Below are 16,163 nucleotides of genomic sequence, written 5' to 3' on the forward strand. Positions count from 1 at the left end.
TTATAAAGGTTAATTGATGGAAAATATAAAGTTAAGTTCCGCAGTTGTTTTTAAAGGGGATCGGTAGCTAAAAATAAAGCGTTACTTTTTAATGATTAGGATAAAACGTATTAAAACTTTGAGGGTAATACATTTTGAGATTCCGTCAGAGAGGTGTTTCCAATAAATGAAGATAGAGAGGCTTCTTTTGGTTACTCACCTTGAGGGAGGAGCTTCTTTTTTTGTTCATCCGGATTATAGGGACAAAAAAAACGGCATCTAAAATTGCTTTTAAATGCCGTTTGGGTGGGGAATTTTACTCGAAGCTAAAGTTTCTTAGTTCTTCAGATCGGTTTTAATTTGCGTTTTTTTGCCATCAATGCTGATTTCTAAGCTAATGATTCCCTTTTCGAAATCATTACCAAGATTGGCTTTAATGCTGATTTCGGGTGCTTTTTCACCATCGTACGGATAAACGATACTAACAAATTGTTGTGTTTTATCATCGTTTTTAGGTTTTTCGAAAACAAAAGCCGGTCTTTTTGATTCTTTTTGGTAAGTATAAGAGACCTTTCCTTCTTCTTCGTTAAGCACTACTTTGTCTGTATTTAAGGATTGTATCAAAAGGTTGTTACCATCCGCATAAGTGGTATAAACTCTATTTTTAGCTTTATCAAAAACGGGATTGCTGTCTTCTTTTAACTGAAAATGAGTACCTATATTTCCGGTGGCTTTTCCAATAGCTTTATCTATGATGACAAAATACTTCTGGTCGATGAAAATCACAGTGCGCTGGTGGTTTAAATCTTCATAACTAGGGTTGGTATAGGTTAATACATCTAAATTCTTACTGGTTTTCCAGTTGTTTTCTTGGGCTTTGGTAATGATCATATCACGGTTGTCCAATGTAAGGGTAGTATGTACCCTTGTTTGACGGTACCAGTTTCTCATTTTTGTAATTTCGGCATCTCCGCTGTACACATATGATCCAGCATCAGGCGTGAAATTGCGTCCTTTAACCCAAAGCTCGAAAGTACCATTATCCGGTTGGGCATGAAACTCTCCCGGAGGGCTGGCTTTTAAGATTAAAATGGTCGATTTTTCATCCCAGCCATTTCGGAAAGTGTAAAATCCTGCAGTATGCAACGCATTAGAAAACCAGTTTGGTTTTTGTCCAGATTTACCTTCTGTGGAGAAATATTGGATGAACTGATTTTGTGGAAACAGTTCAGACCAGGAGCTGAATTGTTTTATCCTCAATTCTTTTTTTGCCAACCAAGAATCTCCAAACATGGGTTGGTTGTAATTTGGAAAAGTTATATTAATGAACGCCATGACCATTTTTTCTACAGTTTCCTTATAGCTAGTAGGAAATTCGCTTTCAATGCCTGCTTTTTGGGCTCCTTTAAAGGCTTTTGCAAAAATATCAATGCTAGCAGCGTGGTATACTGGGGATAATTCGAACTGCAGACCATCGGGATAAACTTGTTTCTTGATTTCAGTGGTAAGTACCTCTATACCCACTTTGCGCCAGTTGGCTGCGTTTTTAAATTCAGGGAAGGTTGCCCCTGCAAATAAAGTACGCTGGGCTTCAAATAGGCGATGGTTACCCTCGCTGGCAAAATGATTAGATAAGTAATCCGCTTGTAGGTGGTAATTTCTTAAGAATTCCATTAAGAAATCAGGCGTAAAATGAGGTGAATTAATAAATATACTCACTATAGGGACCAGGCTTTGGATCCTGTCTGATACTTCTAAGGGTCTCCAAGCAAACTTGTCATTATCAGAAGATAATCCTAAGGGATTTTTCTTTGACCAATCTGAAAATTGAGCGATCCATTCTTGAGCATATGCTTCGTTTTTAGTGTTTTTGTAAGTCAAAGCCATGGGTAACCACCATTTTAATCGGTGTAGTTGCCAACGTACTTCGTTATCTTTTATAGGCCAAAGCTGCCAGTTGATGTCTTTACCGAAATCAAAAAATCCGTAAGCTTCCTGCGTTTTAAAACGGTGTAACAGGGCGTTGGCTACAATCTCTTGGTTTTTGGCATCAAGTGGACCCTTTGTATCCACCGGTACTTCCAAATTGCTAAAATCAGGTTGTTTTGAACCTATTTTGGTTCGATAATACTGTAATAAAGCTGTAGCTGCTTCTTGATATTGAGCTGTTTCAACGGCTAGTTTTACTTTTTCTAGGCCTACATAAGAAAGATTGATCGCATCAAAACTGGATTGGGTAAGAGTTGAGGGCTGCTGCGCCTTTATAGGTAGGACAAAAAGTAAAAAACTAGAAAGAGTCAATACTTTTATTGATTTATAAAATGTTGGTTTCATAACTTTAATGTTCTTAGTAGGTTGCCTATTATTTGAGGTCGTCTTCCCACGTTAGTTATACAAATTAGCTTTTATTTCGCTTTTTTTGCCATCTATGATTAGGCTAAGATCGAGGTTCCCTTTTTCAAAATCATTGCCAGCATTTACTTTAATGCTGATTTTTGGAACTTTATTACCATCGTATGGATACACTATACTTACAAATTGTTGCGTTTTATCATCGTTTTTAGGTTTTTCGAAAACAAAAGCAGGTCTAGGTATTTCTTTGGCATACACATAGGATACTTTTCCCTCTTCTTGATTGAGTACTACTTTGTCTGTGTTTAAAGACTGTATCAAAAGATTGTTGCCGTCTTCATAAGTGGTATAAACGCTATTATTTGCACGATCAAAAACAGGATTACTATCTTCTTTTAATTGAAAATGAACGCCTAAATTTCCGGTAGCTTTTCCAATAGCTTTATCTATGATGACAAAATACTTCTGGTCTACGAAAAGCACAGAGCGTTGATGGTTTAAATCAGTATAACTTGGATTGGTATAGGTTAGTACGTCTAGGTTTACACTCGTTTTCCATTGATTTTGGTTGGCTTTGGTAATGACCATATTCTGATTGTCTAAGGTCAAAGTCGTATGTACTCTTGTCTGACGGTACCAATTTCTCATTTTTGTCACTTCAGCATCGCCACTGTAGATGTAACAGCCTGTATCGGGTGTGAAATTTCGTCCTTTTATCCAAAGTTCAAAAGTTCCATTATCGGGTTGGGCATGAAACTCTGCAGGAGGACCAGCCTTTACAATCATTACGGTCGATTTATCGTTCCATCCGTTTCTGAAAGTATAAAATCCCGCGTTTTCCAGTGCAGTTGACAAGTAAGGAGTAGCATCTTCTTTGCCGTCGGTAGCGAAATATCTTAGTAATTGATTATCCGGAAATAGTTTTGCCCAAGTTTGAAATTGCTTTATACGTGACTCTTTAGTGGTAAGCCATGAATCGCCAAACATAGGGTTGTTATAATCAGGAAAAGAAATTTTTGCTGTTGCCACCGCCATATTTTCGATGGTTTTTACATAGCTTTCCGGAAACTCATTGGCTACACCTGCCATTTTAGCTGAGTTATAAGCTCTCAGGAAAATTTCAATACTGGCTACATGATAAGTTGGCGAAAGCTCCCATTGTATCCCATCAGCAAAGACCTGTAATTTTATTTCACGGTTAAGGACTTCGATACCACTTTTACGCCAAGTTTCTGCATTTTTAAGTTCTGGAAAAATACTGCCAGCACCTAAAACTCTTTGTGCTTCGAATAACAAGTGATTGCCCTCTTTGCTATAATGGGCAGGGATGTAATTGGCATGTTGGTTAAAAAGGTTTAGAAACTCCAATAAAAAGGCGGGTGTGAAGTTTGGCGAATTCACAAATAAATTAAAAGTTCCCGGCAAACTTTGTACACGCTCAGAAACTTCTAAGGCACGCCAGGCATAACGATCATTTTCTTTGGATAAGCCTAAAGCATTTTTTTTAGCCCAATCCCTGAACTGAAAAATCCACTCTTTGGCATATTTTTCATCACCGCTACTGCGATAGGCCATTCCCATTGGTTGCCACCAGGTTACACGATGGAGTTGCCAACGTACTTCATTGTCTTTTACAGGCCAATATTCCCAGTTGATGTCTTTTCCGTAATCATAAAAGCCATATCCCTTTTGTGGCTTAAACAGATGTAATAAAGCATTATCAGCTTTTTCCTGATTGGCTTTTCCAATATCTTTTCCTCTAAAACGCGCTTGATCACCTATATTAAAATCAGGATTTTTAATGTTTTTTCGATTGCGATAGTAGGTAAGTAAGGCTGTAGCAGCATCATCGTACTTAGCTTGAGAAACGAGACTGTTTACTTTTTCCAATCCGGGAAAAGAGAGGTTTATGGTGCTGAAACTTTCTTTCTTTATACCGATTTGCTGTGCCTGGCTCAACCAAACAGTGCTTAGTATAAAAAAAAGGAGGATTATATTTTTTGATTGTGTCATCGGTTTGTCGTTAAAAGAAGTTTGTTTTTTTTCTTTAAAGGTTTAGGTTTTCCTTTATATAATTGGTTTTACCATTAATGACTACTGTGATATCAATGATTCCTTTAGCGAGATCATGCTGAGGATTTTCAGTGATTTTTACTGTAGGGACAACGCTACCTTGGTAGGGATAAAGTAAAGAAATAAAACCTTGAGTGGTGGTGTTATTTTTGGGTTTTTCGAATACAAAAGCGGGACGACTAGTTTCATTTTGGTATTGGTAGGATACAAAACTAGGCTCTTCCATTAGCCTTACCTGAGCTGGATTTAGGATTTGTATCAAAAGATTATTGCCATCACTATACTGAGTGTTGATACTATGGTTTGAAGTATTGATAATCGCTTTGCTATCTTCTTTTAGATTATAATGAATCCCCAAATTGCCTTTACCCGTTCCCAGGGCTCTATCAATAATGATAAAGAAATTTTCATCAATAAAAAAGAAGCTGCGTTGATGACTTAAGTCCTGGTAGCTTGGGTTTACATAAGAAAGCAACTGTTGTGCACCCTTTGGTTGCCATTGGAGTACTTTTGCATCATTAAGGATGTTTTTGTTGTCAAGGGTTAGGGTTTGATGTGCTTTGGTGGAACGGTACCAATCTCTTTTTGCATTTTCTTGATTGCCAACATTGGCATATATAAAGCTACCGGAATCAGGAGTAAAATCACGTCCGTTAACCCATAGGACAAAATTGCCATTATCGGGATGGGAGTGAAACTCGGCAGGAGGTCCCGCTTTTATTTGCATTACCGTGGACTGGGTGCTCCAACCACTTCTGAAGGCATAAAATCCTGCATTGGGTAGGCTACTTGAAAGATAGTCAGGTTGTTCACCAGATTTTCCAGCCGTAGCGTAATATTGAATGATTTTATTCTTTGGGAAAACTTTTGACCATTGCTCGTAGCTCTTGACCATTGCAGTTTTGGTGGTAGAAAAAGAATTGCCATAAAGAGGAATGGTATAATCGGGGAAGGAATATTTTCCTACTGCTACTATCATTTTCTGAGTTAAATCACGGTAACGCTCTGGAAACTCTTTTTCTGCATGATTCAATTGTGCAATTTGCAAGGCATTTAAAAAGATGCCAATGGTACCAATATGATAGGAAGGCGATAGTTCAAACTGTACACCATCTGCTAATACCTGTTTGTTTATTTCTTCATTTAAAATCGTTATCCCACTTTTGCGCCAAGTTAAGGCTTGTTTCATTTCAGGGAATGAACTACCAGCATACATCATATGAAGGGCCTCATACAATCGATGATTGCCAATATCAGTATAGTTGGACATTACATAATTGGCCTGCTGGTTGTATGAGTTTAGAAACTCCATTAAAAAAGCGGGTGTGAAATGGGGAGAATTTAGGAACATATTAAAATATCCCGACCAATGTTTAAGTCTAAAGGATACTACAAATGCCTTCCAAGCATAGTCTTTATCATCTGGGTAGGCTCCTTGTTTGTTTTTCTTAATCCAATCGCCCAGTTCAAATACCCATTCTTTGGCATATTGCTCATCACCAGTGTTGCAATATACAATTCCTAAAGACTCCCAAAAAGCAGTTCGATGTAAAAAGGTGGTAAGGAGTTGATCTTGTACAGGACGATATTGCCAATTGATATCTTTGCCATAATCATAGCTAGGGTACCCTTTATGAGGTTTAAACTGGTGCTGTAATATTGCATTGGCTAATGCTAAGGTGTTAGCATTAGGTTTTTTATTGGAAAGGTTTTTTATATCGGAGGTGTTAAAATCCAAATGTTTGACATCGCTTCGTTTACGATAGTATTGCAATAGTTCTTCACCGGCTTGCTGATACTTTTTAGTTGCCACCAAGGCTTTTACATTTTCAAGACCTTTATAATCGAGGTTGATCCCATCGAAACTCGATGGGTCTATTTGTGCTTCTTGTGCAAAAATGTTTTGAGCAAGAAGCAAGATCAATGTAAAAAAGAAAGCACTTTTTTTTGGAATCATCTCTATCGTATGTATTATGATTTTGTAGAAAAATCAATTTTTTTAATAGTAGCGTACCTTTTCAGAGCCTCTAAATAGTAATAATCGGCGTAATCAAGAGGTGTATCTATTTCTGAATTATATAAAAAAGCACCGACGCTGTGTTTTAGAAGAAAATAATTATTCTCACCTGGCTTAGCCAAATAAGTATCGGATGATAATGATTTTAAAATGTCTTCAGCATAATCAGCATATTTTTTACCGTCTTTTACCTGAGTACTTAAATCCAATAAAGCCGAAGCTATAACTGCCGCTGCCGAAGCATCTCTTGGTGCTAGTTCTGCAGTATCCATGGCATTATGCACATCAAAATCCCAAACAGGTACCTTATCTTTAGGCATACGAGGATGGTTCATGATAAAAGAGGCAATATGTTCAGCCTGTGCTAAAAATTTAGGATTTTTGGTTTTGGTGTAACAGACCGTATAGCCATAAAGTCCCCATGCTTGACCACGAGCCCAAGCAGAATCGTCGGTAACACCTTGATGCGTTGCTTTACGCAATACTTTACCTGTTTTAGGATCATAGTCTACGAGATGATATGAACTATAATCTTTTCTAAAATGATTTTTCATAGTAGTTAAAGCATGTGTGCTGGCGGATTTAGCATAGTCTGGTTTGTTAAACTCATTGGCACTCCAATACAAATACTCCAGATTCATCATATTGTCTATAATGACAGGATAATGCCACCAAGGGAAATCCCAAGAACGTATGGTTCCTACTGTTGGGCTAAAGCGGGCATTAAGATTGGCCGCACCATCTGCTAACACGGGAAGATAAATTTTATCGCCCGTAATTCTGTAGGCATTACCATAAGAACAATACAACATAAACCCTACATCATGTGTGTTTTTTATATTTCGGATAGAATCCAGAGCAAGGGTGAATTTTTTAGCCTCTTGAGCCAAGTTCTTATCTCCGGTGAGTTCATAACCGTACCAAAGACTTCCTGGAAAAAAACCAGTGGTCCAATCGGTTAAACCTGCTAATCTTACCGTTCCATTTGGATTGACAGAACGTGGGTTTTTACCTGGTTGGTAAGTTTGAGCTGCTTTGTTTAATTGGAACTGAATTACTTCGGTTGTTTTTTTAAACCAAGTCAAAGAGGGATCATTCTCAATGGGTTTTGCAAAAGAACTTAAGCTAATGGTACAAATAGCTAAAAAGAGGTTTAAGGTTTTTTTCATAGTTTAATTGTTTATATCTACATTCAGTTTGTTTGAATATTTAATAAAGCGAAGTTAAACTGGAGTTCAAAAACGGTCTTTCAAATTCTGGTATAAATGTTTTGAATTTGTGCAAACATAGTAGGCGAACCTTTATTTGGCACCATTGGAATGTTATTTACTTCTCATGAAGTATGATTTATATGTTTTCGTTTGGGAGGTCAAGAGGAGATTGTGTATAGTGGTTAAGGAATAGTAAAGCACAGTCCATTTGATGCGAATACTTCTATAGTAACTATCTGTACTCTTGATAGTGCGAGTTTTAAGGAATTTAATCCGGACTATCTATAATATCAAAACCGGTACCTTTTAGTCATCCGGTGATGCAGTACATTTGCTTGATAAAATTAAAATCTATGGAATTCTATAGTCTACTCGAAAGAATTGTACAGGATCACGAAGTACATGCCAAATGGTTGAACACACTTTCTTTTATGGAAAATGCTGGAGCCAGAAAAATATCAGCTTGCGAACATCCTACAAAGGTAAGTTTAATACAATTGAAGCATGCTGCCGAGGAGCATCGTCACGCTTATTATTTAAAAAAGCAGATAGGAAAAATTAATTCCAACTTTTGCAAAACCTATGAAAGTTCAGAACTACTTGCACCAATCGGTACGAGACAATATCTAGACGCCTTAGATATAAAAGCCTGCCGCTATCTTCGAAAAGCTTTTGAGCTTAGCAAAGAAGAGTTAAAATTTGCGGCCTATCTTTTTGTGACCTATGCCATTGAAGTACGTGCAGATGAATTGTATCCTGTTTATCAAGAGGTACTGGAAAAAAAATCGTCTAAAATCATGGTAAAATCCATCATTTTGGAAGAAGAAGGTCATTTAGAAGAAATGATCCATCAACTCAATGAATTTGCAGAAGATTGGACGATTCATGCGGAGCATATTCTGGAAATTGAAAAAGAATTACATCAGCAGTGGATCAAAGCCATTACTAAAGAAGTCACGCAGCTCAAGTATGCCTAACTCTTTTCGATAATGATTCCTGATTTTTGAGCTATGAACTTCAAAATACTTGAATTGTAGAAGGAACAGCAAAAAACAAAAACAAAACAAAGTAAGTAGTACAAAACAACTAATAATTTAAAGATAATGGATCAAAAAGCAGCAATTAGAAATGATTGGACCAAAGAAGAAATAGAGCAAATTTATCATCAACCTTTAATGGAATTGATCTATAAAGCAGCAACAGTTCATCGTCAATGGCACAATCCCGAAGAAATACAGATGTCTACCTTGTTGTCTATTAAAACGGGTGGTTGTGTGGAAGATTGTTCCTACTGTGGTCAGGCTGCACGTTATCATACCAATATTAAAGTGCAAGCTTTATTACCCACAGAAACCGTAATTGCCCATGCCCAAAAAGCAAAAGACAATGGTTCTTCTCGTTTTTGTATGGCTGCGGCTTGGAGAGAAGTAAGAGATAACCGTGATTTTGACAGGGTTATTGATATGGTAAAAGGGGTTAATGAATTAGGATTGGAAGTGTGTTGTACCCTAGGGATGTTGACCGAAAACCAAGCGGTTCGTTTACAAGAAGCAGGTTTGTATGCTTACAACCACAATTTGGATACTTCAGAACAATATTATGAGGAAATCATTTCTACACGAACTTTTGACAATAGAATCAACACCATCAATAATGTTAGAAAAGCCGGGATGACGGTTTGTTCAGGCGGAATTATTGGATTGGGAGAAACACATATAGATAGAATCTCGATGCTTTTAACCTTAGCCACGATGCCTAAACATCCGGAATCAGTGCCGATCAATGCCTTGGCAAGAGTGGCAGGAACTCCGCTTGAGGATAATGAGAAAGTGGACAGCTGGGAAATGGTAAGGATGATCGCTACGGCCAGAATCGTTATGCCTTCCTCTATGGTTCGTCTGAGTGCAGGACGTATAGAAATGACAGAATTTGAGCAGGGCTGGTGTTTTATGGCAGGAGCTAACTCTATTTTCACAGGAGAAAGAGAAACCTTACTGGTTACACCAAATCCTGGAGTTTCTGAAGACATGCAAATGTTGAAAACATTAGGGTTAAAACCAATGAAAAGAGAAACTTCAGCCTGTTAAAAGGGAGCTGTTTCCTATATTCTTTAAAAAAATCACCGATTGTAGGCATTCGTATACGAATCTACAGCCAGCAGATGAAGCCGTCAAGTGACGTTTTTGTGGAATAGGGGGTGTGTTGGCTTTTTCAATCTAGATATAATGTTATATTTGTTTTTAAAATTTTCTGCAACGACTAGTACGTTTTAAATTAAAAATAAATGAATCTCTGCTTGAGAATCAATGTTGAGCCACAAGCAGAGATTATAACCCACTACATTATAGTATGAATTCTTCTTCTTCTTTAAACCAGCAGCGTATTATTTGGGCTGATGTTCTTCGTTTCATTGCCATGTTTATGGTAATTTGTGTGCATTGTACCGATCCTTTTAATATTTCACCTGCTGCCAGATTGAACCCTGAGTATAATTTCTGGGGGACCATTTACGGATCTCTATTGCGTCCGTGTGTTCCCTTATTTGTGATGCTAACTGGAATGTTACTACTACCGGTTAAAGAAGAAATGGGGGTTTTTTATAAGAAAAGAATAAGCAGAGTGGTCTTTCCTTTTTTAATTTGGTCCGTGCTCTATAATTTGTTTCCTTGGTTTACTGGTATACTGGGGTTTGAACCGTCTATGGTAACTAAGTTTTTTGTGTATGCTGGAGATTCGCCTTCACAGGCTTTGGGAGATAGTTTGCGCAATATTGCCATGATCCCTTTTACCTTTACCGCCTTATGTACCCATATGTGGTATATTTATTTGCTAATTGGACTTTATCTTTTTATGCCTGTTTTCTCGGCTTGGGTGAAAGGGGCTACTGATAAGCAAAAAAGGATGTATCTATATATTTGGGGTATTACACTCTTTTTACCCTATCTGTATGAATCTTTGACGACTTATATCTTTGGCGCTTGTCCTTGGAATGGTAGATTTGACCTGTTTTATTATTTTGCTGGATTCAATGGTTATTTACTTCTAGGACATTATTTAGCAAAAGGAAACAATTGGAGTGTTTCTAAAACCATGTTGATCAGTATCGTATTGTTTGCTGTTGGTTATGTGGTGACCTACATTGGTTTTGGACGTAAAGTTGCGGATCCAAACTCAACTGAGGAGCAAATTGAATTATTTTTTCTGTATTGTACACCAAATGTATTCTTGATGACCATTGCCGTTTTCCTAATGGCTCAGAAAATTAAAATAAATAGTCCGTTTTGGATCAATATATTTACCAACTTGACCAAATGCGGATTTGGGATTTATATGGTGCATTATTTTTTAGTAGGGCCAAGTTTTATCCTTATTGATTTATTACATGTACCGGTTCCCATACAAATTCCAGTAGCGGCAATTATAACTTTTGGTTTTGCTTGGTTGTTCACAGTACTTGTATATAAAGTACTACCAACAAAAGCGAAATGGATAATGGGATAGTGAGCAGTATAAAAAGCTTTCGCCGTTGAGGATGAGTTAGCATTAGGCTTTTAAAATTATAAAGTAAAAGACAGACAAAAGATAGGCAGTGTATATAGTATATAACTGCCTATCTTTTTTTATGGTTTGTTGCTAATTTCCTTGGATGTACCTTTGCTCAGTTATGGTCATAATGAGACGCGTTTACATCGAGTTCAAACAAATAGGGTACCTTGTAGGCTTAAGTATATAATTAAGGGATAAAAACAATTTATATGCTTTAGCGTATAATGAAGATTCTGGAGGGTATTTCCTCTATGAATGCGATAGGGAAAATTAAAACGAGTTAGGTTTTACAAAAGTCTTCGCTGTTTAGAAAAGTACTAATTTAATGAGTATACCAAGGACAGCCGCGATAAGAATAATATAGGGTTCCTGAATTTTTTTTATATAAAGTAAAGCTAAAATACTAAAAATGGCAATTAGTGTAGTGGGTATATCAATTAGGCTTCTTTTGGCTATGACAATGACTGATCCTACTAGAGCGCCAACGACTGTAGCTGTAATACCTTCAACAAAGGCTTTGACCGGTCTGTTTTGTGCAATTTTTTTGAAAGAGGGGGCCATGGCAATGGTAAAGAGGTAGCAAGGTAAAAAGGTGGCTAATGCCGCTACTAAAGCGCCGAGAAATCCATTTACCAGATAGCCAATAAAACCTACTGTGATCACCACCGGACCAGGTGTGATCATGGCCACGGCAACAGCATCCAAAAATTGCTGTTCTGTTAGCCATTGATTTTCGATGACAACACCAGCATGCAAGAACGGAACTATGGCCAGCCCACTTCCAAAGACAAAGGTACCGGCTTTGGCAAAGAAAATGGCAATTTTAACAAGTGCGCTACTTTCATAATGCCAAAAGGCGAATTGAAATAACACTATGGAATTCACGGTTTTACCGTTCCACCATTTTGGAGGTGCTTTAACCATCATGTATAAAAGTCCAGCGGCTATAAATAATAAGACTTGTTCTTGTTCGGTACCATAGGTTATGATTATGGCTAAGGCAAAAAACAGCCACAGTAACCATTTAGATTTAAAAGAGGTTAGGTTGAATTGACCAATCGATTTTATCGTGAGTCTATAAGAACTCAGGGCTATAATTCCAATAACTGCCGCACCTACGCCGTAAAAAACGGCTTGGATCCACGACAGCCCTCCATATAATTGGTACACCATCCCTAAGAGCACTACCATTACAAATGAAGGCAATACAAAGGCAAAACCGACCAATGTAGCGCCAAGAATTCGGTAATGTACGAATCCAAGATAGATACCCAATTGAGCTGCCAAAGGGCCTGGGGCCAATTGAGCGAGTGCCAAACCTTCTTTGTATTCTTCCTCTGAGATCCACTGACGGTTTTCTACTAGATCTTTGTGCATATAGCCCACTAAAGCTACTGGTCCACCAAAGCCAATAGTGCCTAATTTTAGGAAGTAAAGCACTAAGGCTCTTAAACTGTATTTTTGATTTTCTTCCATAATTTTTTTAAAAAGCAATTCCCAATTGTAAACCAACGGTGAATGTTGCAGGATGATCATTTCCAAAACGTAGAGGTAAAGGAACTGCAACAAAGTAGCTGCTGCTTTTATTTTTTATTACCGTTTTGTTGATTACAGGTGTTAGACCATATCGGCCAGAGCTCTCAAAAGCCATTCTACCGGCAAAGGTATATCCATGGCCTAAAGCCACTAAAACACCTGGATGAAACACAATGTGTGTTACTTTATCGCTATTCCCCTGAATTTTAATTTGGGGTACGATTTCAAAGGAAAAACCAATTTTATCACTTTTCCAGATGTTAATTCCAGTGGGGAAACCAACGGCATAATAATCTCTGAAATTTAAATTGGTCTGCTCACTGCTAGTGGTAAGTAGGGGATGATAAATCCCAAAATAGCCTGTTATTTTACGATAAGTTTCTTGAGAAATAGCTGTCTGGCTTAAAAGCAGGAGTACAAAAAGGTGGATAGGTTTCATAGCAATACTATAGTTTTGATTCAAAGAACAAAACTAGGTAGGGTGAACCGCTATAAATAGAAGCTTATTTACCTTTTGTATCAGGATTACTTTTTTGTGCTTTTTTACGGTAAGAAGATGGTTTTTTGCCAGTGTGAAGTTTAAAAATCCTCGTAAAATGACTTTGGTCTGAGAAACCGGTCATATAGGCGATTTCAGTTAAACTATAATTCGAATTTTCAATATATTCAATGGCTTTTTCAATTCTTAATTTTCTGACGTATTCACCAAAATTTAAATCTTCAAAGTATTTGGAGAATTCCCTTGACAAATAGGAAGGGTTTAGTTCTAAATCACTTGAAATTTGTTTTAAATCGAAAGTAAATTGGGTATCAATTTGGTCCTGAATCATTTCTTTTAATTCCTTAACCCAGGATGGTGTTTTTTTGTTTTCAGATTTTTTATCATCTAAGAACTTGTGATAAACTTGATGCAATAGATTTTCAAAAGGACTGTTTTGAAGATGATTCTGTTTGTACAAATGTGTGGCCCAACTGTAGAGTGCATCGTACAGCATCATGCCTGTGTCTAGAAGCTCATTGTCGTTGGTAATGTTATAAGATAGTCCAGCTGAAATGGCCCATAGTCCAGCAGACTCTTTTGCAATATCATGTCTGTCTGTGTCCGCGCCACGGACAATCCCTGCTATAATTTTTATGGCAGGATCATCAATTTTATATTTTTTGACAATATAGTCAAAAGTGCTGTGCCCGTCATAATGTGTATATTCGACATTAGGAAAATCAAAGGGTATGGCATCAAGTTCTTTTGCCATGGGTATGACTTTATTATAAGAAACATAAATGAATTCAGCTTCTTTGTCGATAAATTTTCTGATGAGCCAAGGAGAGGCTATGCGGTCTATTTTAGGTCTTTCTCTTGTGATCCATTTCATAATATCTTCTTATGCTTTTAAAATAATACCAATATAAAGTGATACTAATTTACAGTTCTTTTTTGAACTTTTATCAAAACGATACAATGTTATCATTTTGATAAGGATATGAAAAGGTGATCAATACGGTTATGTTTCCTAAACAGAGTGTATACGGGCTTTAACGCATGTATTTAACTGTAAAGTTAATAGTGGTATGTAATTTGGATATAGTGTTTTGTATTTCTAATAATAAAACATTTAATAGTATTAATAATAAAGGAAATGCGTTAAATCAAATATGAAAACCAAACAACACACTATAGAATTTTCAGGAAAAAACGTTCAGTTGTCTGCTCTGTTTTCAGAGAAAACAGCCTTATTGCTTAAAGGTCAATCTTCTGAGAAGCAACCAGACTTTGCCATAGAAGTCGCTAATACCAGCCATGTTTTTTGGGTAAAAGAAATTTGCGAGGTGACTTTGTTATCTGCTGTGGCTAGGGGAACAGGTATCTCGGGGCGTTCCCCTGAGACCCTTGAGGCAAAAATGAACAAAGGTGAAGCGGTCATTGCTTTTGCATCAGATGGTAAGTGGGCCGGTTTCTCTTTTATCTCTGCCTGGGATCACGATCGTTATGTATCTAATTCTGGATTGATAATAGCACCTCAATTTAGAAATACAGGTCTTGCCAAGAGGATTAAAAGAAAAATTTTTGAGTTGAGTCAGCAAAAATATCCCGACGCAAAAATATTTAGTCTGACCACTGGGTTGGCGGTAATGAAAGTGAACCATGAACTCGGTTTTCAGCCAGTAACTTATAATGAGTTAACTACTGATGAGGTTTTCTGGGAGAGCTGTAAATCTTGTGTCAATTGCGCAATACTTATGAGTAAAGAAAGAAAGAATTGTTTATGCACAGCGATGTTGTATGATCCAAAACATGATACAACTGCATAGGATAAGAGTAGTTTTTTGAAGAGAAAGTGCAGCCTACGAAAAGAAAAATGTGGTGTGCTCTGTTAAAAGCACACCACATTTTAGCCATTGCTATCTATTTAATTAAATAGGGTGCTATTTTTTTACTGTACTCACATTGATACCAATCTCGATATCTTTACTGATCATCCATTCTGCAGGATCAGCTTCTGATGCTCCAAATTTGATATTCCAAGCAGTACGGTCAACAGTAAATTTTGCTTGTAGAGTCAAAACGCCGTCTACTATAACCACTTTTGCAGGGAAACTCACATTAAGGGCTTTTCCTTTAAGAGTAAGGTTTCCGCTGACGGTTTTGTTGGCTCCTTCGATAGCGTTTTTAGCAGCAGGGTCTAAGGAAGTAACTTTAGTAATTTTAAAATCGGCAGTTGGATTTTTCTCTACATCAAAAAAATCAGCGCTTTTTAAGTGTGCTTCTAATTCTGAATATTTTTTATCTTTTTCTGTTACTGAAGCAGGGTCTACTTTAATGGATTTCATGTCGATTACAAAGTCCCCTGCAGTAAGTTCTTCACCTTCGACGGATACCTCACCTGATTTAAGGGAAAGTGTTCCCCAACGTGGTGCAAAACCTCCTTTGTGAAATGCTTTCCAGTCTACTTTAGAGGTTTCCAAATTCACGGCTACTATTTCTCCCTTTTTTTCGGCAACCTCTTGTTCCTCCTGAGTTGTTGTTTCTTTTGAAGATTTCCCTCCACATGCCGTCAAGAATAATGTAAGAGCTGTTAATGTCAATACATTTAATTTTTTCATGTTAATGTGTTTAATTAATAATGAGTTACTAAATAATTTCAAAGGTTTAAATTATGGAAATTTTCCGACTTGTTTAGCTGTAGCATGCAATTTTTTTAAAATTATTATATTTTACAAGCCAGTTTTTGATCAGAAACACACCATTGGTTAAGCTCAATTTCTCCTATTCTTAACACTCAAAAGCAGTAGCGTTATTGGAAGTTGATAGAAACAAAGCCTAAGAAATAACTTGACAACTACTTAATACTTTTGGCCTCGCCACATTAGCTGTAATAAGGAGTAAAATAAAGAAGACTGGCTTTGGCAAAGAGGAGTTATAGGAAACAATAAATAAGTACAGTTTCTGA

General features: G+C 37.1%; 12 protein-coding genes. 4 read left to right on the plus strand and 8 right to left on the minus strand.

Annotation, left to right across the window (positions count from 1 at the left end; translation table 11 throughout):
* Positions 1–315 precede the first annotated feature (315 nt).
* Genes hepC (AC51AA_RS02290) through AC51AA_RS02305 form a run of 4 tightly spaced genes read right to left on the minus strand, consistent with a single transcriptional unit; the run spans position 316 to position 7,590 of the window.
* Complete coding sequence (hepC, locus tag AC51AA_RS02290) at positions 316–2,313, minus strand: heparin-sulfate lyase HepC (protein ID WP_500704132.1); 1,998 nt, start codon at positions 2,311–2,313, stop codon at positions 316–318.
* Positions 2,314–2,364: 51 nt separating this feature from the next.
* Complete coding sequence (gene hepC / locus AC51AA_RS02295; protein ID WP_500704133.1) at positions 2,365–4,344, minus strand: heparin-sulfate lyase HepC; 1,980 nt, start codon at positions 4,342–4,344, stop codon at positions 2,365–2,367.
* 34 nt (positions 4,345–4,378) lie between these two features.
* Positions 4,379–6,361, minus strand: coding sequence for a heparin-sulfate lyase HepC (gene hepC / locus AC51AA_RS02300; protein ID WP_500704134.1), 1,983 nt, complete (start codon positions 6,359–6,361; stop codon positions 4,379–4,381).
* A gap of 14 nt (positions 6,362–6,375) precedes the next feature.
* Positions 6,376–7,590 (minus strand): glycoside hydrolase family 88 protein, encoded by a 1,215-nt coding sequence (locus AC51AA_RS02305; protein WP_500704135.1) that lies wholly within the window; start codon positions 7,588–7,590, stop codon positions 6,376–6,378.
* A 395-nt stretch (positions 7,591–7,985) separates the two neighbouring features.
* On the opposite strand from AC51AA_RS02305, the gene AC51AA_RS02310 reads away from it, so the two are divergent.
* From AC51AA_RS02310 to AC51AA_RS02320, 3 genes are all read left to right on the plus strand, one after another.
* Positions 7,986–8,609, plus strand: a complete 624-nt coding sequence (locus AC51AA_RS02310) for a hypothetical protein (RefSeq protein WP_500704136.1) — start codon at positions 7,986–7,988, stop codon at positions 8,607–8,609.
* Positions 8,610–8,735: 126 nt separating this feature from the next.
* On the plus strand, positions 8,736–9,719 hold the full coding sequence (bioB, locus tag AC51AA_RS02315) for a biotin synthase BioB (RefSeq protein ID WP_500704137.1): 984 nt from the start codon (positions 8,736–8,738) through the stop codon (positions 9,717–9,719).
* Between the two features lie 262 nt (positions 9,720–9,981).
* The gene (locus tag AC51AA_RS02320) at positions 9,982–11,133 is read left to right on the plus strand and encodes an acyltransferase (protein ID WP_500704138.1); all 1,152 of its coding nucleotides are present in this window, start codon (positions 9,982–9,984) and stop codon (positions 11,131–11,133) included.
* A gap of 351 nt (positions 11,134–11,484) precedes the next feature.
* On the opposite strand, the gene AC51AA_RS02325 is transcribed toward AC51AA_RS02320, so the two are convergent.
* The 3 genes from AC51AA_RS02325 to AC51AA_RS02335 form a co-directional block, all read right to left on the minus strand.
* The gene (locus AC51AA_RS02325) at positions 11,485–12,654 is read right to left on the minus strand and encodes a chromate transporter (RefSeq protein WP_500704139.1); all 1,170 of its coding nucleotides are present in this window, start codon (positions 12,652–12,654) and stop codon (positions 11,485–11,487) included.
* 7 nt (positions 12,655–12,661) lie between these two features.
* On the minus strand, positions 12,662–13,153 hold the full coding sequence (locus AC51AA_RS02330; RefSeq protein WP_500704140.1) for a hypothetical protein: 492 nt from the start codon (positions 13,151–13,153) through the stop codon (positions 12,662–12,664).
* 64 nt (positions 13,154–13,217) lie between these two features.
* On the minus strand, positions 13,218–14,087 hold the full coding sequence (locus AC51AA_RS02335) for a chromate resistance protein ChrB domain-containing protein (protein ID WP_500704141.1): 870 nt from the start codon (positions 14,085–14,087) through the stop codon (positions 13,218–13,220).
* Positions 14,088–14,367: 280 nt separating this feature from the next.
* Between AC51AA_RS02335 and AC51AA_RS02340 the strand changes: the two genes are divergently transcribed.
* Positions 14,368–15,024: a GNAT family N-acetyltransferase gene (locus AC51AA_RS02340; RefSeq protein ID WP_500704142.1), complete on the plus strand. Its 657-nt coding sequence runs from the start codon at positions 14,368–14,370 to the stop codon at positions 15,022–15,024.
* A 114-nt stretch (positions 15,025–15,138) separates the two neighbouring features.
* Here AC51AA_RS02340 and AC51AA_RS02345 read toward each other — a convergent pair whose 3' ends face one another.
* Entirely contained in the window at positions 15,139–15,816 is a 678-nt protein-coding gene (locus tag AC51AA_RS02345) for a YceI family protein (RefSeq protein ID WP_500704143.1), read from the minus strand.
* Positions 15,817–16,163: the final 347 nt, after the last annotated feature.

The organism is Flavobacterium sp. OHVDL-2026-0007, from assembly GCF_059882335.1.